The organism is Chlamydiales bacterium, from assembly GCA_031292375.1.
Classification (GTDB): Bacteria; Chlamydiota; Chlamydiia; order Chlamydiales; family VFKH01; genus JARLHF01.
Genome location: JARLHF010000066.1, coordinates 1 through 21067 on the forward strand (window position 1 = coordinate 1; position 21067 = coordinate 21067).

General features: G+C 38.6%; 21 protein-coding genes, 2 tRNA genes and 1 pseudogene. 13 read left to right on the plus strand and 11 right to left on the minus strand.

What is annotated here, in order from left to right:
- Positions 1-206: 206 nt before the first annotated feature.
- The 4 genes from scpB to P4L16_07975 are packed head-to-tail and all read right to left on the minus strand — an operon-like array spanning position 207 to position 3193.
- Positions 207-782 (minus strand): SMC-Scp complex subunit ScpB, encoded by a 576-nt coding sequence (gene scpB, locus P4L16_07960; protein ID MDR3625055.1) that lies wholly within the window; start codon positions 780-782, stop codon positions 207-209.
- Positions 775-1470, minus strand: a complete 696-nt coding sequence (locus tag P4L16_07965; protein MDR3625056.1) for a segregation/condensation protein A — start codon at positions 1468-1470, stop codon at positions 775-777. The genes scpB and P4L16_07965 overlap by 8 nt, the downstream gene beginning before the upstream one ends.
- A 29-nt stretch (positions 1471-1499) precedes the next feature.
- Entirely contained in the window at positions 1500-2213 is a 714-nt protein-coding gene (locus P4L16_07970; GenBank protein MDR3625057.1) for a hypothetical protein, read from the minus strand.
- A gap of 11 nt (positions 2214-2224) precedes the next feature.
- Complete coding sequence (locus tag P4L16_07975) at positions 2225-3193, minus strand: hypothetical protein (protein MDR3625058.1); 969 nt, start codon at positions 3191-3193, stop codon at positions 2225-2227.
- Between the two features lie 113 nt (positions 3194-3306).
- Here P4L16_07975 and P4L16_07980 point away from each other — a divergent pair.
- The 4 genes from P4L16_07980 (at position 3307) to obgE (ending at position 5322) form a co-directional block, all read left to right on the plus strand.
- Positions 3307-3379: transfer RNA gene (locus tag P4L16_07980), tRNA-Phe, on the plus strand.
- Positions 3380-3538: 159 nt separating this feature from the next.
- Positions 3539-3850, plus strand: coding sequence for a 50S ribosomal protein L21 (gene rplU / locus P4L16_07985; protein ID MDR3625059.1), 312 nt, complete (start codon positions 3539-3541; stop codon positions 3848-3850).
- A gap of 11 nt (positions 3851-3861) precedes the next feature.
- Positions 3862-4113, plus strand: coding sequence for a 50S ribosomal protein L27 (gene rpmA, locus P4L16_07990; GenBank protein MDR3625060.1), 252 nt, complete (start codon positions 3862-3864; stop codon positions 4111-4113).
- Between the two features lie 216 nt (positions 4114-4329).
- Positions 4330-5322 carry a GTPase ObgE gene (gene obgE / locus P4L16_07995; GenBank protein MDR3625061.1) on the plus strand — a complete coding sequence of 331 codons (993 nt, stop codon included), beginning with the start codon at positions 4330-4332 and terminating at the stop codon, positions 5320-5322.
- 34 nt (positions 5323-5356) lie between these two features.
- Here the strand turns inward: obgE and P4L16_08000 are convergent, their stop codons facing one another.
- From P4L16_08000 to P4L16_08010, 3 genes are read right to left on the minus strand one after another with little or no spacing between them, the layout of a single operon-like run.
- Positions 5357-6196: a metal ABC transporter permease gene (locus P4L16_08000; protein ID MDR3625062.1), complete on the minus strand. Its 840-nt coding sequence runs from the start codon at positions 6194-6196 to the stop codon at positions 5357-5359.
- Entirely contained in the window at positions 6193-6918 is a 726-nt protein-coding gene (locus P4L16_08005; protein MDR3625063.1) for an ABC transporter ATP-binding protein, read from the minus strand. The genes P4L16_08000 and P4L16_08005 overlap by 4 nt, the downstream gene beginning before the upstream one ends.
- Positions 6919-6936: 18 nt before the next feature.
- Complete coding sequence (locus P4L16_08010; GenBank protein MDR3625064.1) at positions 6937-7785, minus strand: zinc ABC transporter substrate-binding protein; 849 nt, start codon at positions 7783-7785, stop codon at positions 6937-6939.
- 168 nt (positions 7786-7953) lie between these two features.
- Here P4L16_08010 and P4L16_08015 point away from each other — a divergent pair.
- From P4L16_08015 to P4L16_08035, 5 genes are all read left to right on the plus strand, one after another.
- Positions 7954-8041 (plus strand) — tRNA-Ser (locus P4L16_08015).
- A gap of 315 nt (positions 8042-8356) precedes the next feature.
- Positions 8357-10180, plus strand: a complete 1824-nt coding sequence (locus P4L16_08020) for a hypothetical protein (protein MDR3625065.1) — start codon at positions 8357-8359, stop codon at positions 10178-10180.
- A 21-nt stretch (positions 10181-10201) separates the two neighbouring features.
- Entirely contained in the window at positions 10202-10771 is a 570-nt protein-coding gene (locus P4L16_08025) for a hypothetical protein (protein MDR3625066.1), read from the plus strand.
- Entirely contained in the window at positions 10771-12552 is a 1782-nt protein-coding gene (locus P4L16_08030; protein ID MDR3625067.1) for an MBL fold metallo-hydrolase, read from the plus strand. The genes P4L16_08025 and P4L16_08030 overlap by 1 nt, the downstream gene beginning before the upstream one ends.
- A gap of 129 nt (positions 12553-12681) precedes the next feature.
- Positions 12682-14217 carry a C45 family autoproteolytic acyltransferase/hydrolase gene (locus P4L16_08035; GenBank protein ID MDR3625068.1) on the plus strand — a complete coding sequence of 512 codons (1536 nt, stop codon included), beginning with the start codon at positions 12682-12684 and terminating at the stop codon, positions 14215-14217.
- A 175-nt stretch (positions 14218-14392) separates the two neighbouring features.
- On the opposite strand, the gene P4L16_08040 is transcribed toward P4L16_08035, so the two are convergent.
- Complete coding sequence (locus P4L16_08040) at positions 14393-14908, minus strand: SycD/LcrH family type III secretion system chaperone (GenBank protein MDR3625069.1); 516 nt, start codon at positions 14906-14908, stop codon at positions 14393-14395.
- Between the two features lie 197 nt (positions 14909-15105).
- Here P4L16_08040 and rpsL point away from each other — a divergent pair, with 197 nt between their 5' ends.
- The 4 genes from rpsL (at position 15106) to rpsJ (ending at position 18580) form a co-directional block, all read left to right on the plus strand.
- The gene (rpsL, locus tag P4L16_08045; protein MDR3625070.1) at positions 15106-15477 is read left to right on the plus strand and encodes a 30S ribosomal protein S12; all 372 of its coding nucleotides are present in this window, start codon (positions 15106-15108) and stop codon (positions 15475-15477) included.
- 188 nt (positions 15478-15665) lie between these two features.
- Complete coding sequence (rpsG, locus tag P4L16_08050) at positions 15666-16139, plus strand: 30S ribosomal protein S7 (protein ID MDR3625071.1); 474 nt, start codon at positions 15666-15668, stop codon at positions 16137-16139.
- Positions 16140-16157: 18 nt separating this feature from the next.
- Complete coding sequence (gene fusA / locus P4L16_08055; protein ID MDR3625072.1) at positions 16158-18245, plus strand: elongation factor G; 2088 nt, start codon at positions 16158-16160, stop codon at positions 18243-18245.
- A gap of 14 nt (positions 18246-18259) precedes the next feature.
- A complete protein-coding gene (gene rpsJ, locus P4L16_08060) occupies positions 18260-18580 on the plus strand; it encodes a 30S ribosomal protein S10 (GenBank protein ID MDR3625073.1) in 321 nt (106 codons plus the stop codon).
- A 120-nt stretch (positions 18581-18700) separates the two neighbouring features.
- Here the strand turns inward: rpsJ and P4L16_08065 are convergent, their stop codons facing one another.
- The 3 genes and pseudogenes from P4L16_08065 to P4L16_08075 form a co-directional block, all read right to left on the minus strand.
- Positions 18701-19126 (minus strand): hypothetical protein, encoded by a 426-nt coding sequence (locus P4L16_08065; protein ID MDR3625074.1) that lies wholly within the window; start codon positions 19124-19126, stop codon positions 18701-18703.
- The gene (locus P4L16_08070) at positions 19126-20253 is read right to left on the minus strand and encodes an FtsW/RodA/SpoVE family cell cycle protein (GenBank protein MDR3625075.1); all 1128 of its coding nucleotides are present in this window, start codon (positions 20251-20253) and stop codon (positions 19126-19128) included. Before P4L16_08070 ends, P4L16_08065 begins: the two co-directional genes overlap by 1 nt.
- 79 nt (positions 20254-20332) lie before the next feature.
- Positions 20333-20935 (minus strand): annotated as a pseudogene (locus P4L16_08075) (protein kinase).
- Positions 20936-21067 lie beyond the last annotated feature (132 nt).

Genomic DNA, 21067 nt, shown 5'->3' on the forward strand with positions numbered 1-21067 from the left:
TAATTACATTTGCTTGTTAAAATTGTCTTTTTTGACATCTTTATCGTTAAATTTTTCAACCATATGTTCACATATGCTTGAAAAATTTATCAATAAATCTACTCAAAAAATTTCAATTTTTCTAAGCAAAGCTAATTATGTAAGAAGTCTATTTTATTGACCCAATCGACTCAACCAAATGAATCAATGAACCAACTGACACAATTTTAACTTTTATATGCGATTTCTCTTTTTCCTAAACTGTCAAGTTCTTGTATGGATTTTATTCCAAAATAATGTAGGAATTTTTTTGTAACACCATACAAAGAGGGCCTTCCAGGGACCTCTTGCTTGCCTACAATTTCGATAAGTTCTTTTTCTAGCAAGGTGTGAAGAATGCCAGAGGAATCAACACCGCGTATAGCTTCAATTGCACTTCTTGCAATGGGCTGCTTATGCGCGATGATGGCGATTGTTTCGATACCTGCTTGTGAGAGCTTCTCTGTTCTTTTGTGCCCACGTAGTTTTTCAATATAGGGGCTAAAAGCAGTAGATGTTCTTAAGATATACCCTCCTGCAATCTCGTCGAGTTGAAAAGCGTGCTGATGGTGTGTGTAATTTTCTTTTAATAAATTAATGAATTCTTTTGTTTCTATTTCAGAATAAGGATAGAAGTCTTGCAAGATCTCATGAATTTTCTGCAGGGAAAGAGGGTCGCTTGATGAAAATAAGAGTGCTTCAATCACGCGCTTTGCATGTTGCTTTCTTTCTTTTTCGTTGAGATCTTTTAGAGAATTATTCATCAATCACCATTTTGATTAGGTATTCAGAAGTAACAATTGCTTTTTGCTCCTTCATGAGTTGTAAGAGGGCAAGAAAGCTTACAATTAATTCATCTTTAGATTTGTCTAAAGAGAAGTATTCTTGAAAGAAGATGCTTTTTTGAGAAAAGAGCAAATTTTGAAGAGATAAAATATAATCGGAGAGTAGAAGAGCGCTCTCTTGAATTTTTTTAGGGATAACTATTTGTTTTTTTAAAAGCTTTTCAAATGCTTGCATGAGTTCTTCTAAAGAGAGAGTATTTGTGGCAAGAGCGGGCTTTTCTTCCAATATAGTGACTCCTCTTGGATAGAGGCTCTCCTCTTTTCCCTCGATATCGCTTAATTTTTTCGCAAGATCTTTGAAAGAGCAGTATTCGATGATATCTTTTAAGATAGACACGTAAGATTCGACTTCTTCTTTTTCGTCCCCCTTTAAGTTGGGTAGCAACTTTTTGCTTTTTAAAAGAAGAAGGGAGCTTGCTCCTCCCAAAAATTCGGCTCCAGAGTCCACCGAAGATTCATGGCTTTTAAGTAATTCTTCTAAAAAATTTTTGATAATAGTCTGGATCTCAACGGTATAAATATTGATTTCATCTCTTTGGATAAGATGAAGAAGTAAGTCCAGTGGTCCTTCAAAATTTTCTAGTGTGATGGTGGGTATAAGATTCATAAGATACACTTATAACCCAAAGTAAATTTCTAGAACAACCAGTTTATTCCAACTAAAAAGGCGCCTTGTTGAATGCTTTGATGATGATTCCATGTGTGATCGGATAATGAGTCAGTAAGGTCTCTGTTGATTGAGCCAAACCAAGTATAGGAGTATTCGAAATTGACCATATAGGAATCAACAGAAAAAGTGATGCCTCCTCCTACTTTTGGCCCCCATAAACTCTTTCCAAGACTAAATACAGAATTTGCAGGTATTCCAAAGTTGGATGTACCACTATTATTTTCAAGTCGCAAGCTCCAATGACCCGTTGCAAATCCTCCTAAGATGTAGGGTGTCACTTGGCAAATGGCGTAGCCAAGGCGAAGGTCTGCTCCCCATTGAAAATCATTTTTTAAGTTTGCAGTATGGTTGGCAATTCCAGATGTGTCGGTATCATGCGTAAGTGTGCGACTTGCGCTATTGTAAAGAAGGTTTCCTTGAACTGCGATAAAGAAATTATCGCTATAAGTTTGTACTCCGACAACACCGCCTCCAAGTGCTTCTAAGCCACCTAGTGTGGCTCTATGAGTTTCTCCAGAAATCCTGTCAAAAGCTCGGTATTTTCCAGAAGGAGAATTTGCACCTCCAACAATTCCAACATAAGCATTGACGCGCTGGTAGCAGAAATTATTTGCACAGCTACTAGAAGCTATAAAAATAGCTATTAAGCATGTTAAGATCAAATAGTTTGTTTTTTTCATGCAGTCCAAATTTATTTTTTCCCAGGCTCTGATACAGGCGTATAGGTATACTTTACGTTTATGGTGCACTCTGCTTCTGGATTATCTGACACTACGATGGTACATTCCTTGTGGACGTGTACTCTTGTAAGATTGGCTTTTTCAGGGCTGCTGGCACGGACATCTTGTAAAACAACGTCAAAATCGGCTTCACAGATGAAAGTGTGGGGATCGGCATCTGGAGTTCTAGATGGTAAAGAGATGCTAGCATTTGTAGGCTGTGCAGTGAGAATCAAGTCCTGACTACTTAATTGATGGTTAAGCGAAAGAGGAGTAGAAAAGATGCCTCCACTTAAAAAATGCTTTAATATAGTTATGGGACTGCCAGGTCCAGGAGAATGCCTTGTTGCCTTTAAGCATTCTGCAAATTTTTGACCAATAGCATCTTCATCTTTATAAGAGGTATTTACTCCGTTAATAGTAAGTTGGTAGGGCGCTGAACTACCATTGACAATCTTGGAATGTTCTTTTTGTATACTTTTTGACATTTCTTCGGAAGTGCGCTCTTGGCCTGTTGCACGGTCTATTCGAGATCCCTCAAGTGGCCTTTCTGAGGTTTTTGGATAGTATTTGGTTAAGAAATCAGCAGCTCGTTGCGAGTGAGTATTAGCAGGTTCGTGATTTACCAACATATTGTCAAAGTCGGCTGTATATTGTATATCTCGTGCTTCTCTTGCAAGCTTGCGGTGCATAGCAACGCCTCCAAAACCAAGGCCAAAAATGGAAGCAAAAGTCATTTTAAGAACATTTCCAAAAGACCATTGGATTTTAGCTTTTACTCGGCTAGGATCGAGAGGAGGTGGAGTTTTTCCAGTTTCGCTTATGTGTTTGCTTGCAAGACTTGCTACACGATGGATATTTTCTGGTAGAGGTTTAGTTGCTTTTTGACCAGGGGTAGGTTCTAAGGGTGTTGTAGGGCTGTTGGGAGTAAGATTTACCATTGTTTTCTCCTTTTTGTTTTTTACCCTATCAAACTAATAATTTATTGTTAAGTATTATCTACAAAGTTTCGAGTTGCAATAAATCGCTCCCTTTTATATCCTCTACGTTCTTTGGCCAGATAGCTCAGTTGGTAGAGCAGAGGACTGAAAATCCTTGTGTCGCTGGTTCGATTCCAGTTCTGGCCACTTGGCGCTGAAATTGTTTGAATGAAAATAGTTTCAGCGCTTCTTTTTTTGCTACGAGTTTTTGGATTTCTTATTTGTAACTTGACGACAAAAACGTAGCTGTTGTAGACTGCTTTGCAAATTAAGAGATAAATTGAGTTTCAGATTTCAGGGGGCAACATGTACGCCATTATTGCGACAGGTGGAAAGCAGTATCGAGTAGAAAAAGGTGATGTCATTGACGTTGAGCTTCTCGGTCAAGAGGTAGATAGTGCTGTAGAGTTTAATGAAGTTCTCTTCATTGGTAATGGAAGCACAACAAAAGTAGGCGATCCTCACATAGGTGGTTCTATCGTTAAAGGAGAGCTTGTAGATGAAGTAAAGGGCCCAAAAGTCGTTGCTTTTAAATACAAACGCCGCAAAAACTACAGAAGAAAAGTGGGACATCGTCAAAGATATTCTAGAGTAAAGATTACTGATATTATTGGTTAAGAGAGGACGTCATGGCACATAAGAAAGGTCAGGGATCAAGCCGTAACGGTCGTGATTCCGTCTCAAAGAGACTTGGAGTAAAAGCTTGTCAGGGTGAATTTGTTACAGCAGGTAGCATCTTGATTCGCCAAAGAGGTACTAAGTGGCATCCTGCAAAGCATGTAGGTCGTGGCAATGATGATACATTGTTTGCACTTGTTGATGGCACAGTCATGTTCCGTAAAACAAATCGCACCTATGTTTCAGTTCAGCCAGTTATCTGATTTGTCGCCCTTTAGCTTATAGTTTATAGCGTTTGGCCCGGCGGGCCAAACGTTTAAGCTTTCCTTCACGTCTCTATCGTTGATTTTTTTATAAAACTACATTTAAACCATTCGTGGAATCGACGTGGAATCGAAATGTAGTTTATGTAATTGGGATGCGGGCACGGGCGCGTATAAAATTTTTCATTCACGATGTGTATAAAGTTAAGATAAATTATGTTTGTTGATCATGTAACAGTAAAATTTGCCGCAGGCAAAGGCGGAAACGGCGTTGTTGCATGGCGCAGAGAAAAATTCATGCCTAAAGGTGGTCCCTCTGGGGGCAATGGAGGAAAGGGTGGATCTGTTATTTTAATTGCAGATGACCAAGTTCCCTCATTGGAAGCCTACCGTAATCGTCGTTTGATTAAAGCAGATGATGGAAAAGCTGGGGGAGCAAGTTCTCGCCAAGGTAAAAAGGGTGATGATCTTACAATCAAAGTTCCTTGTGGAACCCTGGTAAAAGATAAAAAAACAGGTGATATTCTCTTCGATCTTACGGAGCATGGACAGACATTTATTTTATGTCAGGGCGGAAAGGGCGGAAAAGGTAACGAATTTTACAAGACACCTACGCGTCAAGCACCTAACTTTTGCACTCTTGGTACACCTGGCCAGCAAAAAGAGGTGGAACTAGAATTAAAACTCATTGCAGATATTGGTCTTGTAGGTTTTCCAAACGCAGGAAAGTCCACATTCATGTCAAAAGTTACGTATGTTCCAGTAAAAATTGCTGCCTACCCCTTTACAACTCTTAGGCCCAATCTTGGTTATATTCAGCTGGAAAACAAAAAAAAACTTTTACTTGCAGATATTCCTGGTATTATTGAAGGGGCACATGCAAATAAAGGGCTTGGTCTTGAGTTTTTACGTCATATTGAACGCACACAATTGCTTATTTATATTGTAGATGCTTCTGGTATCGATGGAAGAAATCCTGTTGACGATCTTTTAGTATTGCAAAATGAGCTTAAGTCGTATGATGAAGAGCTTTTAAAAAGGCCTTTTCTTGTAGTCCTCAATAAAATGGATGCAGATGATTCTGAAATGTATGCAGAGGAGTTTAGAGAAAAGTATCCTTTTACAAAAGAGACTCTTTTTGAAATATCTGCTCTTACAGGAGATGGCATACCCTCTCTTCTTCACACGCTTTGTGAGATTTATTCTTAATAACTTATGTTACGCAAAAACTTTAAAATAATAGCTAACTTTTTACTTTATGAGCCTTAAAGAGGCAGCCTAAATAAGCGCATCCTGCAACAAGTGCGATGGTAGCCCCCGCTGGCCAGTCAAGATTATAAGAAAGCATCGTTCCAAAAATACAAAAGGCTGCACTAATAATAATTGCAAACACCATAATGAGAGAAAGCCTTTTCGTGAATAGGCCTGCAATTGTTGCAGGTAATGTAAGCATGGCAATTGCAAGGATAATGCCAACTACTTGGATCAATAGCACAACAGATACAGCAATGAGAGCAAGCAAAAGAAGGTAAAGGGTATGCACAGGAATGCCTTGTAGATAAGCTTGTTCCTCATCAAAGCAGATTGCAAGAAAGCGTTTATGTAAAAGTAATACGATTCCAAGTACAACAATGTCTAAGCTACAGAGCATCCAGATGTCACTATGACTTACCCACAAGATGTTGCCAAGAAGAAAGCTCATGAGCTCTACATTGAATCCGGGCGTTTGAGAAATAAAAATAACGCCAACAGCCATGCCAACAGCCCAAAGGGTTGCAATGACAGAATCTTCTCGTTGACGGTATTTCAGGTGAATCCAGCCAATAATTAATGCTGATACAACTGCTGCAATGAGGGCGCCTAAGATAGGTGTTGCATACTCAATGCCTTGTGTGCGTTTGAGCCATAAGCAAAGGCCCATGCCTCCAAGAACAGAATGCGCAATGCTGCCGCTAATAAATACAATACGTTTGACTACAACATAGGATCCAACAATACCACTTGCAACAGATGCAACAATTCCTGCAAGAAGAGCTGTTTGTAAAATGGGATTTGTTAGAAATGCTTGAATAAATGCGATCATTGTTTCCTTGGAAAGAAGGGGGTTATGGGGGGATGGTAAAGGCCTATTGCAAAATGTTCACAAACTTGTTCAGGACGTAATACAACCACTTCTTTTTGAACGCAAAAAATGCGTTGAACATGTTTCATAATGGCTTTTAGGTCATGTGTTACCATTAAGATGGTCTTGTTGTTTTTCAGTTTTATGAGTATGTCATAAATGTCTGCTTCTGCATGAACGTCGACACTTGCTGTTGGCTCATCGAGAAGAAGAATTTCAGGATCAGATGCAAGGGCTCTTGCAATGAGTGCCCTTTGAGCTTGTCCTCCAGAAAGTGTGCCAAATGGACGGTCTTTAAAATCAATTAGGTTAACTTGTTCTAGGACATTGAGCGCATATTTCTTGTCTTTTTCAGGAAATCCTCCCCACCAAGGGGCAAAAGAGAGCCTTCCACCAAGGACTAGTTCAAATACGGAAATGGGAAAATGCTTATCAAAGCGCATGACTTGTGGAACATAAGCAATTTTTTTTCGCGCAGCTTTAGGGCTTTCTCCAAGCACTGAAATAGAGCCCTGCGTTGGCCTTAAAAGCCCCATAATGAGTTTTAATAGAGTTGTTTTCCCCCCACCATTGGGACCAATAATACCAATAAATTCATTTGCTTCAACAGAGACCGTTACATTTTGAAGTATCCACTCATCTTCGTAAGAAAAGCTAAGAGATTCTGTTTGAATGATGCTCATGAGGACAACTTTTGCTTGTTAGTGATTAGAAAATAGAAGACCGATTTTTTTTAGATTATTGAGATAGTCTCCAGAATAAGGGTCTACACTATAGATTTGAGCGTTAATTTCTTTGGCGATGAGAAGAGCGCCTTTATTCTGGTACTGCTCTTGTGTAAAAACGCGTGTTAAATTAAGGGAGCGCACTTTGTTGAGCAGTTCTGTAAGTTGTCTAGAAGAAGGGTCTTTTCCTTCTATCTCAAGAGAGAGTTGAACAAAGTTGTAGTCTCTTCCAAGGTAGCCAAAAGCTGGGTGAGACACTAGAATATAGCGGACGGGCATGCTTTGAAAAAGAAGAATAAGCTCTTTGTCTAAGTCTTGCAGATCATGGATCAAAGAACAAAAGTTTTTTTCGTAAAGTTCTCTGTTTTCTGGAAAAGCTGTAATGAGGGCGTCTTTTATGGTTTTAGCTTGAACTTGTGCAAGTCTTGGACTCAGCCATATGTGAGTGTCTTTGTCATCACCATGTTGTGAGCAGCCCTTGCATTTTGCATGAGAGTCCATAGTAAGTAGAGGGATATCTTTTCTGGTATCTATGATGATCATATTAGGCTTGTGACTAGTAAGAACGTCGATTGCACGAGGCTCAAAGGGCTCTCCTATGCGAAACCAGATTATTGCACGGCTTGCATTAATAATTTGTTTAGGAGAGGGCTCAAAGCTGTGGGGGCTTGCGCCTGGTGGCACAAGTACGTCGACAACAACGCTATCATCGGCAATTCTTTCTACAAAAAATTTCTCCGGAGCGATACTGACCAAAACACGAGGTTTTTCCTGAGCTGTCAGGAAAGAAGCCAAGAAAACAAAGAAAAGAAAAAATAGATGCATGACGATCGTTTGTTAAAGTTTGAGAAATCTAAGGAGCTTATAGTACTTTATAGTAAAGCTATTTTTCAAGATGATTAATACTGTGAGGAATTCTCGCTGCGAGAGAATCCTCGTAATATTTTATGCTTGAAGAAGAACTCTTTTTTGGAGTAAGCTCTTGCATCTTTTGGAGGAGTGTCCGAGTGGCCGATGGAGCATGCTTGGAAAGCATGTGTACGTGATAAACGTACCGTGGGTTCGAATCCCACCTCCTCCGACATATGGGATGATCTGACACTGCTACTAGCTTATCAAACGGCTCACGCAGTGTTATGATCGCCTTTTTATCCTTTCATTTCCAATATGCAAAGATTTATACATAATTATAATGAATGTTGTACAACGTAAGATAAGTATAATAAAACTTAACTAGGATTTACTAGATGTCAAGTCCTGATATGCAATTACATGAAAAAATTCAAACAGATCTTTTCCAGTGAGGCCTAAAACACTTGGATATGACTGGCTCTTAATAAAATTTTAATGCAGGCATGTTACAATCCTCTTAGTTTATTAACTAAAAGGATATGAAATGACGGCTAATCTTAATCTTTCAGCAACAAACATATACCAAAACACTGAATACAGTCAAAATATTATTGATAAGTCAAGAAAAAGCCGATTCTGTTGTTTTGTGAAATTTAGTCAAATAATCTTAATATCTCCTTTTACAACAACTGCAAAATTTACTTTTCGCGTCGTTAAACTTCTTACTTGGGATCCAATAAAAGCGGGCGTTTACAAAATTTGTGGCTATCATACAGAGTCTGCGGCTCTTTTAGAAGGCGAATATCTTAAAACAGTGAAAGCTGTTAGGGACATCTTATTTATTCCGTCCATTGCAAGACGCGCATTAATCGATATGGTTGCAACACAAGAAGTACTTGTTGATGATATTCAACTGATGACTGCTCAAGACTTTCTTAATGTCAAGCACGTAGCACAATTTGAACAGTTTTCTAGTTTTCTGCATGGTGTTAAAACATTTGAAATCATTAAACCTGAAATGATCACAGAGTTTCCAGCAACTAACGATCCAACATTGAAAACTGTCATGGCATCGAATATTTTTAAATCAGGCATCATGGCAATCAACTTTGGTATCCCAAATGTCTCTACCTTTGTAACTAAATCAGAAAAAGATGGTGCTATTCAAACAGTAAAGGTTGATGCTAAATCTCTTCGCAGAGAAGCTATGACCTATCATGCAACAAATGGTAAAATTCAGTCTGGAGTTTTTCTTATTCCATCTAATCTTCCAAAAGAAGCCTTAGAGCGATTTGAACAAGCAGCAAAAGACTTGGAAGGACGCAAAGACATCACTTGTGTCAACACAAACTGTCGTGTATTACAACAAGCAGGATTCTCGATTGAAGGGGTAGTTATGGATGATGTTGTCTTCCCTAATACATTTATGGAACACTTAATGTTCCGAAATGTATTTTTCACTGACTCTAGCGGGGTAAAACACAAAGTTCATTTTAAAATCCTTAATACAACAGAGCATAGCCTTGAAAAGTTCTTTGAGGACGTAGACACAGCTGTCGTTGGCACGCGTCTTCGTCACCGTGTCCGTCATGCTGACACTGAAGAAAATCAGAAAACTCGCGGAATTGCTGCAAAAGCTTTGATCGCTCAAGAAAAAACACGCCTTGAAGCAGCAGGACCTCTTCAAGAAATAAATGATGAGTATTTAGGAAAACGCAAAGTGACTGTTTCCGTTCCCTCATTCCTAGGTGAAGCCGTTTCTCGCATTTGGGGTCGACATACCATATACGAATTGGATCTCTCTTCTAATAAAAAAGATATTTTTGATGCTTTTCAGAAATTTGCAACAGAGGGAAAAAAAGATCAGAGAATTAAATTACGCCCATTCGCACAAGAAAAACCAAGCTTTAGCACGCGCTTAAAAAGAGATTTTTTCTTCTCTATGCCTATGATACGGTTTCTACGAAGACATATGATGGGAAGAGAAGACACTATTTATCTTCATACACAAGACATTTTCAAGCACCTTAAATCAACCAATGGTGAGCGCCTCAACTACGTACTTCTTGATGACAAAATGGTTATCGCAAGAGTAAACGCCAATGGCACTGCTAGCGAGAAGCATAGAAAAGTTGCTGATTGGGCACTTAGTAAACATGCTCTTCTTGCTGGCCGTCAAGATGTTTATTGCTCGGGTGAAATGTGGTATGACAAGGAAAAAAACCGCTTCATGATGAATTATGATTCAGGTACTTATTCACCAACTATTGAGCGTGTAAAAGAAGTTGCTAATCTTGCTAATCGCATCTTTGATGCTGCAAAATTTGATAACTCTTTTGAAGCTGTAGCAGAAACAAAAGTCGCATAAAAATAATAGGAGCTAATGATTATGTCTATTCCTTATAATGATAATCTTCAATGGCATACTTATGCTTCTAATTCTAATTGGTATAAAAACCAACCTGAAGTTATAACTGCATTATTGATGGATTTTAGCGATGTGACAAAGCGAGCTGCAACTGAAGCTTTAGCGCAAATTTTCAAAGAATCTGTTTTACGAAGCATCCAATTCATCCGTGATGGAGCAAGGCTCGTGCTAAAAGTACCCATTCGCTCAGTCTGGACACCAATCATCCTTTCAAAAAATTGGAGAGAATTTGAGCGTACTAAAATTAATGTAAAATTAACTGGATATTCTGCAGTCCAATGGATCTTCGTGCCATTTAAATCTGTTACAGCTCTTGCTGCCCTTGTTGTATCAGTAGTCTCAAAGGATGGAGCAAATTGGCTACTTAATAAAAGCGAGAGTTGGACTGTTTATCTCGATGGGAGGGCTGCGCAGCTAGAAGCACTTAAAGAAGTGGGTGCAAAGAGAGCGCCAGATCGAAATCAATATGATGCATATAAGCAGTGGCTTTACGATATTGATCCAAAGCTTTGTTGTAAACCGAGTAAGTAATGACTAGTATCTATTCAATTACAGAGAATTTATTTACAGTTGCGAATAATATACATCAAAATTTTTTTCATTTTAGAATAGAAACAGAAAGAGATGGAACGCAAATTATTAAAAAAAATGGCGTTTTAAGAGAAATATTTTTCTACTTTTTTTATTCAAGCCAGTCCCACAAAAAAACACTTCAAGACTTAATCAACCAAAATGTCAGTGACTTGTCAAGCTTTGGACGTGAAAATTTTATTGCTCAACACACTTGTGAAACAACAGAATTGTTTATTGCTGCTCAAAAATATAACCAAACAGTAGAAAGGACAAAAAAGTATCCCAAAACATTAGGGCATCAACTTACATTAAATTTAGTCCATAATCCAAAAGTTTTAGAATTAAATCCTTCAAAAATTCTTGCAGTCAAAGATGTTCTTATCCCTGAGGACCTTCAAAACGATAAACCCACAGTTTGTAAAGAAAATCGCATGTGTATAAAACACAATGTTCGTCGTTATCCAGGAGATAATATTGACCACAGCACAGAAGCTAGCCGCATTTTTATCAGCACTCAAAAAGAAAGACTTTTAAGTATCATAGGTCGTGTGATTGAGGCTATTTCTAAGATATTTGGATTTAAAGTGAACACATTCCAAAAATATCATTATCGTAAAAATAATGAAACAGATGAGCAGATCTATGCAGCATCAATAAGCCCTTTAAGCAACACAGTTACGGAACCCACCTCGTTTTGGTTAGGACATGCCTCTTTGTTTTTGAGCATTCCTTTAAAATCACCAAGTGGAAAATTAGCAGCTTTTCATGTCATTACAGATCCTGTCGAAGGGGATTTAAATGCGATTCTCTATCCAAGGCAAACAAAATTTGCCCGTCCTATAGAAAAAATGCCTGCCCCTGATGTCTATTTGCTTTCTCATAATCATTTAGACCATTATAGCAAAGAGACAGTCAAAAAACTGTTTGCTCAACAACCAATTATGATGGTTCCTCAGGGGGATAAGGAACGCTATTCAACACTTGCTAAGGAGCTTGGTTTTGATGATGCTAACATTATAGAACTTGATTGGTGGGAAAAGAAAAAAGTTACATTTGAAAAAAATGGGGAAACTTTCTTCATGCAGATCTCTGCAACCCCTGCCCGCCATTGGAGTGGACAAGGTCCTTGCGGTGGACATGAATCTACTTTTTTAGGCTATGTCATTCAAGGCCATGAAGAGGGTGATATTTATTTTGCTGGTGATACTGCGCGTTTGAGTGATAATCATATCCAAAAGTTGCAAGATCATTTCAATATCCGATGGAATTTTCAACCAGGAGGTCCTGACGAGGTAAGAAAGGATATGGAGAGTACTCATCAAGCTTCTGTAGATGGGCTTTGGATGCACTTTAAAATGATGATTCCTAAAATTTATACAAAAGGTATGGATAAACAGGAGTTTTTAAAACGCGCAATAGAATTAAAAACTATTTATATGCATACTATGACATACAAATTGGGTAATCTTCATATTAGTGACACTAAAGACAGTGTAGATAAAGTTTTAAAAGCCTTAGAATCGGATGAAATCGAAGCTCTAGAGCTAAAAAGCTACGAAGAACAAGTTTACCACGAATTATGTGATTTGGGAGATCGTCTTACATTTAGTCAGAGCGAAAAACTTCTACATTCTGAAGTTGCCCTATTACTTGCAAAAACGGTTATTGTTCCTAAGATTGGTTCTCGCATAGGTCTTAAAGGAACCAAGGCTAAGCAAACGAAAAGCATCTACTTTTAATACAATTTGATAAATTTCACTTCAGATTAATTGTGTATAACTAGAAATTAATGAATTTTTTATGCAATCTTTAAATATTTTTGCTAGAATAGTTTTTGAGATAATAAATCATTCAAAGGTGAGGAAGCTATGAGTTTTAACCAGGTGCATGAAAATATTGGTAGCGGACAGCAGTTATTCACCTACCCTTCAGCTAAAATTTGGACTACCTGGAAACACATCTGCTCTTTTACTAGTATTAGGGTTCATCATTGGTTGTATGATCATCCAACCACACGAAAGGTGGCTGAAGTAGCAGCATATACAATTGGAGTAGGTGTCATTGCTGCAGCAGCTTTTGCAACATCGCCTCTTATGATTACTGGAATTGCTATTGGTGGTGCACTCATTATAGGAATTACATATGTGGCTTCTCGGATACTAAATTGTCTAGTTCCCATGCGTCATGATATGAAAGATCATGCATTTTCCCCAGAGAAATTGGAAAGGAATGGTAAGCTTTTAGGAGAGCTTTATTATGATGGAGAAGTACCCATTTTAAGGATAGACTCAGAAGATCCTTATGAATCGGGATACACTCAAGGATATCTTCTTAGAGATGCTCTTGCAAGCCTTTATCGAAATATTGAATTATGCCTTTTTACTCTTGCAAGAGAGAAAAGACCATCAAAAATAGGGAAGATTTTAGACGTTGTAAAATCTAAAATTCCCGAGAAATTTCTTTTGGAGCTTCAAGGATTAGTTGATGGCTACAACTCAAGGAAAGGATTACTCGAAAGTACCATTACCTTAGAAGATCTACTTTATCTTCAACTTATGCCAGACAGAATGTATTTTAATCCGTCTAAAGTTAATGCTACAGAGAAAGAAAAAGAGGAGGCAAACCCATTATTTTCAACACAGGCAGTTGCTTGCACATTAACAGCTCTTTATGACAAGGATAACGTGCCATTATTTGCGCGTACGCTGGACTGGTTTTCATTTGGTAATTTGGGTAGATTAAGTCTTGTGATTTCTCGAATTAATTCTGCTACGAGAATTCGTGTGGCTGAAGTTTCAGTACCAGGCTTTATCGGTTCCCTCACTGGCATTAATAGCTCAGGACTATCTGTTGCTATGAATGTAACACCCTATGAAAAGGGAATTACTACTATAGAAGGTATTCCTGCGGCCTTTTACAATCGCATGATTTTGGAAAATTGTCATACTTTTGATCAAGCTGAAAAATTTATTGCTTCTCAAAAGCCTATGGGTCCATATCATCTGAGTGTATCTGATCAAGCAAAAGCGGGTACGTTTTCAATGTACCAAAAAGAAGATTGGACTAATGCCTGGTCTCAAGATAGGCACAATAATCATCGTCTTCGTCTATTGACAAAACAGGATGTACTGATTACGACAAATTGCTCTTGCAATCCGGAAAAACATGATATGTTTAATGGAAAGTACAGGAAAAGCTTGATTAAGGACTATCTAGAGAGAAACAGTCAAATACAAGATCCAAAAGAGATTTTATCGCATACTCAGTCTATTCCATGGGTAAATAATCCTTTCACAACTCATGGGGTGATCATGGGCTCTAAAACTCTTGAAGTAGCGTTTGATAATGCGTGGTCTGGCGATCGGGACTTACATCCCGTTGATCTTGCCAAACTTTTTGGATAATTGATTTATATACACAAACAAGTTAAAGAATTGTTTGTGTATACATTTGCTTGTTAAAATTGCCTTTTTTAGCATCTTTATCATTAAATTTTTCAACCATATGTTCGCAAAATTTATCAATAAATCTACTCAAAAAATTTCAATTTTTCTAAGCAAAGCTAATTATGCAAGAAGTCTATTCTTGCGTTGGATTTTTCAAAGCGGGAATAAGAAGTTCTGAGCGCTCTTTTATGGTATGAAATTCTTTACTATCACCTATCTTCTGTAAAGTCTCTTGGAAAAAGAGTAGCGCCGACTCTTTTTCCCCAAGTTCCAAGCTGCACTCTGCAGCAAAAAAACTAGGCGCAGGATTAGATGGGTTATTGATGCCTGCAATCATGTAGTAAGCAATTGCCTTTGCATACTGCTTCAACTGATGACGACAAGCAGCTGCGCCAAGTGCATATCTATAACTAGAAACATCTAACATAAATAACTTATCAAAAACATCAATTCCTTCTTTATAGTGCCCCGTTTCATATAGATGATTTGCAACTCCATAAAGATTTTCTTCAGCATCACCAGAAAATTCGATCAATTGATTAATGGAAGGCGCTTTTTTTGCAAGACCTACAATTGCTTCCATCATCTTTTTAAATTGTACAGGATCATCCATGCGTTTTTTTTTCTCAACATCTTTTAAATGGGACATTTTAAATCTCCTCAACATCTCTTTTTCTTTGGAAGCTATCAAAATATTTAATTATACTCAATCCTCAAATCCTACTTGCGAATTAATGCTCTCATAGATTATGTTTCTCTCACTGTCTTTGGTCGAGATGAAAATTTTATAGACCACTGTACTTTCTCGTAAGCTAATAACCCTATTTTTAAGGAGAAAGGCGCGCTATGCCTACAATAAATCAACTGGTACGTCAAGGCCGTGAGTGTAAACAAAAACGCAAAAAATCACCTGCCTTAGATCAATGCCCACAAAGACGTGGAGTCTGTCTACAAGTAAAGACAAAAACTCCTAAAAAACCCAACTCTGCTCTTAGAAAAGTAGCCTGGGTTCGCCTTTCCAACGGCCAAGAAGTTATTGCCTACATCGGTGGCGAAGGCCATAACCTACAAGAACACAGCATCGTTTTGGTACGCGGCGGCAGAGTAAAAGACTTGCCAGGTGTTCGTTACCACATCGTGAGAGGTACTTTAGACTGCGCAGCAGTAAAAGACCGTAAACAAGGAAGATCGAAGTACGGCGCAAAAAGACCCAAGTAACGCTGAGATATTCGTAAGATGTGTATCTCGGCACGTGATTTTTGCTTTCTTCATATTAATTTAAGAAAGCCCAAATCACGCGCAAGGCTCTAGAAAAAGCTATCTTAGATAGCCTTAAAGAGCCAGGTGAAGCAACTTGCGATCTTCAAAAACAGATAGTTTAAACGATATATAATTTTGAGGAGACTATGTCTAGAAGACATCGCGCAGATAAGCGCAAAATTGAACCAGACCCAGTATATGGCAGCCTAGTGCTTGCTAAATTCATCAACAAAGTTATGCAAGATGGAAAAAAATCTATTGCAAGACAAGTTGTGTATAATGCAATTGAAAAATTTGCAAAACGTGTCAATGCTGAACATCCTCTCTATGCCTTTGAAGAGGCTCTTGAGAATGCAAAACCCGCTCTTGAAGTAAAATCTCGTCGTATTGGTGGAGCTACCTACCAAGTACCTGTTGAAATCCCAGCAGAAAGGCGCACCTCCCTTGCTATGCTTTGGATTATCAATTATTCCAGAGAAAAAGCAGGCCGCTCTATGGAAGATGGCCTCTCAAGCGAGCTTACTGATTGTTTTAACAATCAAGGCGCAACCATCAAGAAAAAAGATGATACTCACAGAATGGCTGAGTCTAATAAAGCCTTTGCACACTACAAATGGTAATAAAAAGGAGTTAAGACAATGCCAAGACCAGACACTGATAAGCTTGAAGATGTACGTAATATCGGGATCATGGCTCACATTGATGCCGGTAAGACAACAACAACTGAGCGTATCTTATTCTACACAGGACGTGTGCACAGAATTGGAGAAGTCCATGAAGGTGCTGCCACTATGGACTGGATGGAACAAGAAAAAGAGAGAGGGATTACAATTACCTCTGCTGCAACAACTGTACACTGGAAAAAAAGTAAGATCAATATCATCGACACTCCAGGACACGTTGACTTTACAATCGAAGTGGAAAGATCTTTGCGCGTGCTAGATGGTGCTGTTGCGCTGTTTTGCGCTGTTGCTGGTGTACAACCACAATCTGAAACAGTATGGCGCCAAGCTGATAAATATAAAGTGCCTCGCATTGCATTTGTCAATAAAATGGACCGCACAGGTGCTGATTTCTTTGAATGTTTCAAAACACTTAAAGAAAAGCTTGGGACCAATGCGCTTCCTGTTCAATGTCCTATTGGTGCAGAAGCAGAATTCTCAGGACTTGTTGATCTTGTTACAATGAAAGCCCACATCTTCCACACAGAAGATCAAGGAATCGAGTACGAGATCACAGAGATTCCTGCAGACTTACGTGAAAAATGCGAACAAATGAGAGCAGACCTTCTAGAGGAACTTGCAACACTTGATGAAGACAATGAAGCTTTCATGCACAAAGTGCTCGAAGCTCCAGAGACTTTAACCGTAGAGGAAGTCCATGCTTCCATCAGAAAAGCTGTTTGTGCAAACAAATTCAATCCTGTACTTTGCGGCGCATCTTTTAAAAACAAAGGTGTACAACAACTACTCGATGCTGTTGTTGCTTGGATGCCATCTCCTCTTGATCGCGGCGAAATTAAAGGTCTCAACGTGGACACACTCGAGCCTTTAGTGTTGCAGCCAGACGATAATGGTCCTCTTGCAGCTCTTGCCTTTAAAATCATGTCTGACCCTTATGTTGGCAGACTTACGTTTGTACGCGTTTACAGCGGAACCTTAGTAAAGGGTACAAATCTTGTAAACACAACAAAGGACAAGAAAGAGCGCGTATCTCGCCTTCTAGAGATGCATGCTAACAACAGAAAAGACCGTGATGAGTTCTACACAGGTGATATAGCAGCTTGTATTGGTCTTAAGTGCACAACAACAGGGGACACTCTCTGTACACCTGACAATCCTCTTCTTCTTGAAAAGATGGAGTTTCCAGAGCCCGTTATTGATATGGCAATTGAGCCAAAATCAAAAGCCGATAGAGAAAAGCTTTCTTTAGCTCTTAGTTCTCTTTCAGAAGAAGACCCTACGTTCCGTGTACATTCTAACGAAGAAACGGGTCAAACCATTATCTCTGGAATGGGTGAGCTTCACCTAGAGATTTTAAGAGACCGTATGATGAGAGAATTTTCTGTAGATGCAAATGTGGGTAAACCGCAAGTGTCTTACAAAGAAACAATCACAGCAGCTGGTAAGTCTGACACCAAATTTGTTAAACAATCAGGTGGTAAAGGACAATATGCTCACGTGGTGCTCGAAGTAGAGCCTAACGAAGCTGGCAAAGGAAACGAGGTCTTTAATAAAATTGTGGGTGGTGTCATTCCAAAAGAATTCATACCAGCAGTAATTAAAGGCGTTAATGAAGGGCTATCCACTGGCGTTCTTGCAGGGTATGCTCTTGTTGACATGAAAGTTTCCATTGTATTTGGATCTTATCACGAAGTTGACTCTAGTGAGATGGCCTTTAAGATCTGCGGATCTATGGCTATTAAAGATGCGGCTAAAAAATGTAAACCCATCATTCTAGAGCCTATCATGAAAGTAGATGTCTCTTCGCCTGAAGAGGCTGTTGGTGACATCATGGGCGACTTGAACAGACGTCGCGGCAAAATTATCGGACAAGATGCTCATAAAACAACTGTTGTTATACATGCTGAAGTACCCTTAAGTGAACTCTTTGGTTACTCCACAGACATTCGTAACGTCAGTAGAGGTAGGGCCTCATTTGTTATGGAACCAAGCCACTTTGAGCGCGTTCCTGCAAAAATTCAAGAAGAAATAATGAAAAAGTAGGATAGTTAAAAGCCATGGCTAAACAAAGCAAACAAAAAATTCGCATTCGTCTGAAGGGATATGATCAACGCGTACTTGATCGTTGTACTTCTGACATTGTAGAAACAGCAAAGCGCACAGGCGCAAGAGTTGCGGGGCCAATTCCCCTGCCAACTAACAGAGAGATCTATACAGTACTTAGATCTCCTCACGTAGACAGAAAATCTAGAGAGCAGTTTGAAATCCGCACACACAAAAGACTTTTGGATATCTTAAATCCAACTGGCAAAACTGTGGACGCTCTTAAAGGCTTAACGCTTGCAGCAGGTGTACACATCACCTTGCAACTAAGCTAAATTTCTCCAAGCCTCATTAAGTAGCTTTAAATAAGCTACTTAATGAGGCCTTTAATAACTCATATTACGCAAGAGCCTATTTTAAAGTTTTTTTTTCGTAACATAAATTATTAAAACTCCTTACTTTTTCCATAAGGTGCCACTGATGATGGAGTGGGGCTCACCATCGGTAGCATATTCAGCGCGATTAATGTAGGTACCATCATTTTTAAGTTGAAACAACTCAAATCCCTCAAAGATGAGGTCTTCTCCATGAAATTCCCAAGCAATTGCACCTGTTGAGATAATTCCTTTACCAGAAACTTTTCCAAATAATTCATTTTCTAGTTCAATCTGAAAGCTATGTGCCTCTGTTTTAAAAAAGCTATATCTATTGATAACGCGCTCATGGCCATCTGCAATCTCTACTTCCTGGATAGCATCTATTTTCCCATCAACTAATGGGCCAATTTTCCATTTCGTATAATAAGTAAGCTGCTGAGCATATTGACAAAGCTCTATTTGACCCTCTCCAAGCCACACACCCTCTTCCAATAAAAAAGCCATTAAAACATAAACCTTCTACTATAAATACTTTGTAATATACCAAGAGCTGTCATTGTTGCCAAAACAGAAGATCCTCCATAACTCATTAAAATAAGCGGTACACCCGTAATTGGCAAAAGGCCTGACATCATGCCCACATTAACAATTACATGCATAGCCAAATATGTAGTAATTCCAGAGGATAAAAGACAACCAAAATGGTCTTTTGCAACGGCAGTTACTTGAAAGCTAAAATAAATAAGCGCGTAATAGAGCCCTAAAAAGGCTACAATTCCAATAAAGCCAAACTCTTCTGCAAAAGCTGGAAAAACAGAATCTGTCTGAGCTTCTGGAAGCCATCCCTTACGAGTAAATTCACTCTCTTTCCAGCCGCTTCCCGTAAGACCTCCAGAACCAATTGCAATAAGAGCTGCTTTTTGATGATACGTATTTGGGTCTAAGCGATCATACTGATAATCCTTCAAAACAACCGTTGCAATAGGGCGCATCTCTTTATGAGAAAAAATGCCAAGAAAAAAGAAGAGCACAACAACCAATGTACAAGCTCCAGAAACACTCATCAAGCGAATAACACTTCGCTTAACCCCTCCAAAATAGAACATGACAAGAGTAATTGGGAAAAGCAGAAGAGCTGTTCCAAGATCTGGCTGTTTGAAAATCAATATAAAAGGAATACCTACAATGATGCCTGCAATAATTGCTGTTTTCCATGTATGGGAAACAGCTTTTCTTCTATCTAAAAACCAAGCAAGCGTAAGTACAATAATGAGTTTAGCTATCTCGGAGGGCTGTAATTTCATAAAAGGTAGCTTATACCATCTTTGCACATTTTTACCCGTTTCTGTAAAAAATAGCCCCACCAAGGCTATTAGCATGATAATGTATAAAATCCACGTCCACTCGCGCAGGACGTTATAATCCAAAACCGCAAAAAAAAGATAGACTGCAATCCCTATCAAAAACCATTGAACCTGGCTTTTTACTCTTGGAGTAAAAAAAATATTGTCTAAACTTGCATAGATGTCATTAGAAGAAATTACCAAAAGACTTATACACATAAGACTTAAAATAATCGGTAGGACACGAAAATCAAGATGGCGAAGTATCGCTGTATTTAACCATTTCATTAGATACACAATTCAAATATAGAGGCAGTGTAACTCCAAGACACATTATATACAAACCTATACACAAATGCATTGAAAATTATTGTGGCCACTGCAATGACCCAAGGCGCAGTGCAGCCTCTTCCATAGTAATACGCTCACTAGGATCTAAGCTAAGCATACTTACAACCACATCCCAAATAGGCTTATAAGTTTCATTATCAAAAGGCGGTGGGGGTTCATAAAAACTTGGATCTTCATTTATTGCATCTCGTATGCCATGAGCTATAAATTTCAATAATTCAGAGCCTCCAAGGCTAAGTGAACGTTGCCTGCTAAGCCAAGGATGACTCAGATTTCCTTTAAATAAGCTCCATAAAATACAACCCAAAGACCATACATCACAAGATAATGTGTAATTGAGAAGAGCCAATGAATCTACTTCCATATACTCTGGAGCCTAAAACTCGGGTGTTCCTCCTATACAAGGTAATAAACCAGGCCTTTTAGAAGTTCCCAAATTCCCAATCAGGACTTGTAAACCATTTAAGCCCATATGAAGCATTATATTGGCTGGCTTTAAATCACAATGAACATACCCTTCTTTATGCATATTTGCAAGTCCTGTAATAAGAGCTTCAAAAATGCATTTCTGTTCCTGATAAGACACTGTTCCTTGATTTAGCTTCTTATATAACGTCAGCTCGATTTTTAACTAGGTTATTGTTAACAACTTAAGCTCTTGTTCATTAAAATTTAAAGCTGGTTTTTTGGGTTGTATATTAGGAATAGGAATGACTCTAACGAAAATAAATGAAACACGGAGCCACAGAGA

Coding starts and splice junctions, on each gene's coding strand:
- rpmA (MDR3625060.1), top strand. CDS start 3,862: ATGGCACATAAGAAAGGTCAGGGATCAAGCCGTAACGGTCGTGATTCC.
- obgE (MDR3625061.1), top strand. CDS start 4,330: ATGTTTGTTGATCATGTAACAGTAAAATTTGCCGCAGGCAAAGGCGGA.
- rplU (MDR3625059.1), top strand. CDS start 3,539: ATGTACGCCATTATTGCGACAGGTGGAAAGCAGTATCGAGTAGAAAAA.
- P4L16_07965 (MDR3625056.1), bottom strand. CDS start 1,470: ATGAATCTTATACCCACCATCACACTAGAAAATTTTGAAGGACCACTG.
- P4L16_08040 (MDR3625069.1), bottom strand. CDS start 14,908: ATGTCCCATTTAAAAGATGTTGAGAAAAAAAAACGCATGGATGATCCT.
- rpsL (MDR3625070.1), top strand. CDS start 15,106: ATGCCTACAATAAATCAACTGGTACGTCAAGGCCGTGAGTGTAAACAA.
- rpsG (MDR3625071.1), top strand. CDS start 15,666: ATGTCTAGAAGACATCGCGCAGATAAGCGCAAAATTGAACCAGACCCA.
- P4L16_08000 (MDR3625062.1), bottom strand. CDS start 6,196: ATGATCGCATTTATTCAAGCATTTCTAACAAATCCCATTTTACAAACA.
- fusA (MDR3625072.1), top strand. CDS start 16,158: ATGCCAAGACCAGACACTGATAAGCTTGAAGATGTACGTAATATCGGG.
- P4L16_08025 (MDR3625066.1), top strand. CDS start 10,202: ATGTCTATTCCTTATAATGATAATCTTCAATGGCATACTTATGCTTCT.
- P4L16_08010 (MDR3625064.1), bottom strand. CDS start 7,785: ATGCATCTATTTTTTCTTTTCTTTGTTTTCTTGGCTTCTTTCCTGACA.
- P4L16_08070 (MDR3625075.1), bottom strand. CDS start 20,253: ATGAAATGGTTAAATACAGCGATACTTCGCCATCTTGATTTTCGTGTC.
- P4L16_07970 (MDR3625057.1), bottom strand. CDS start 2,213: ATGAAAAAAACAAACTATTTGATCTTAACATGCTTAATAGCTATTTTT.
- P4L16_08020 (MDR3625065.1), top strand. CDS start 8,357: ATGACGGCTAATCTTAATCTTTCAGCAACAAACATATACCAAAACACT.
- scpB (MDR3625055.1), bottom strand. CDS start 782: ATGAATAATTCTCTAAAAGATCTCAACGAAAAAGAAAGAAAGCAACAT.
- P4L16_07975 (MDR3625058.1), bottom strand. CDS start 3,193: ATGGTAAATCTTACTCCCAACAGCCCTACAACACCCTTAGAACCTACC.
- P4L16_08030 (MDR3625067.1), top strand. CDS start 10,771: ATGACTAGTATCTATTCAATTACAGAGAATTTATTTACAGTTGCGAAT.
- P4L16_08005 (MDR3625063.1), bottom strand. CDS start 6,918: ATGAGCATCATTCAAACAGAATCTCTTAGCTTTTCTTACGAAGATGAG.
- rpsJ (MDR3625073.1), top strand. CDS start 18,260: ATGGCTAAACAAAGCAAACAAAAAATTCGCATTCGTCTGAAGGGATAT.
- P4L16_08065 (MDR3625074.1), bottom strand. CDS start 19,126: ATGGCTTTTTTATTGGAAGAGGGTGTGTGGCTTGGAGAGGGTCAAATA.
- P4L16_08035 (MDR3625068.1), top strand. CDS start 12,682: ATGAGTTTTAACCAGGTGCATGAAAATATTGGTAGCGGACAGCAGTTA.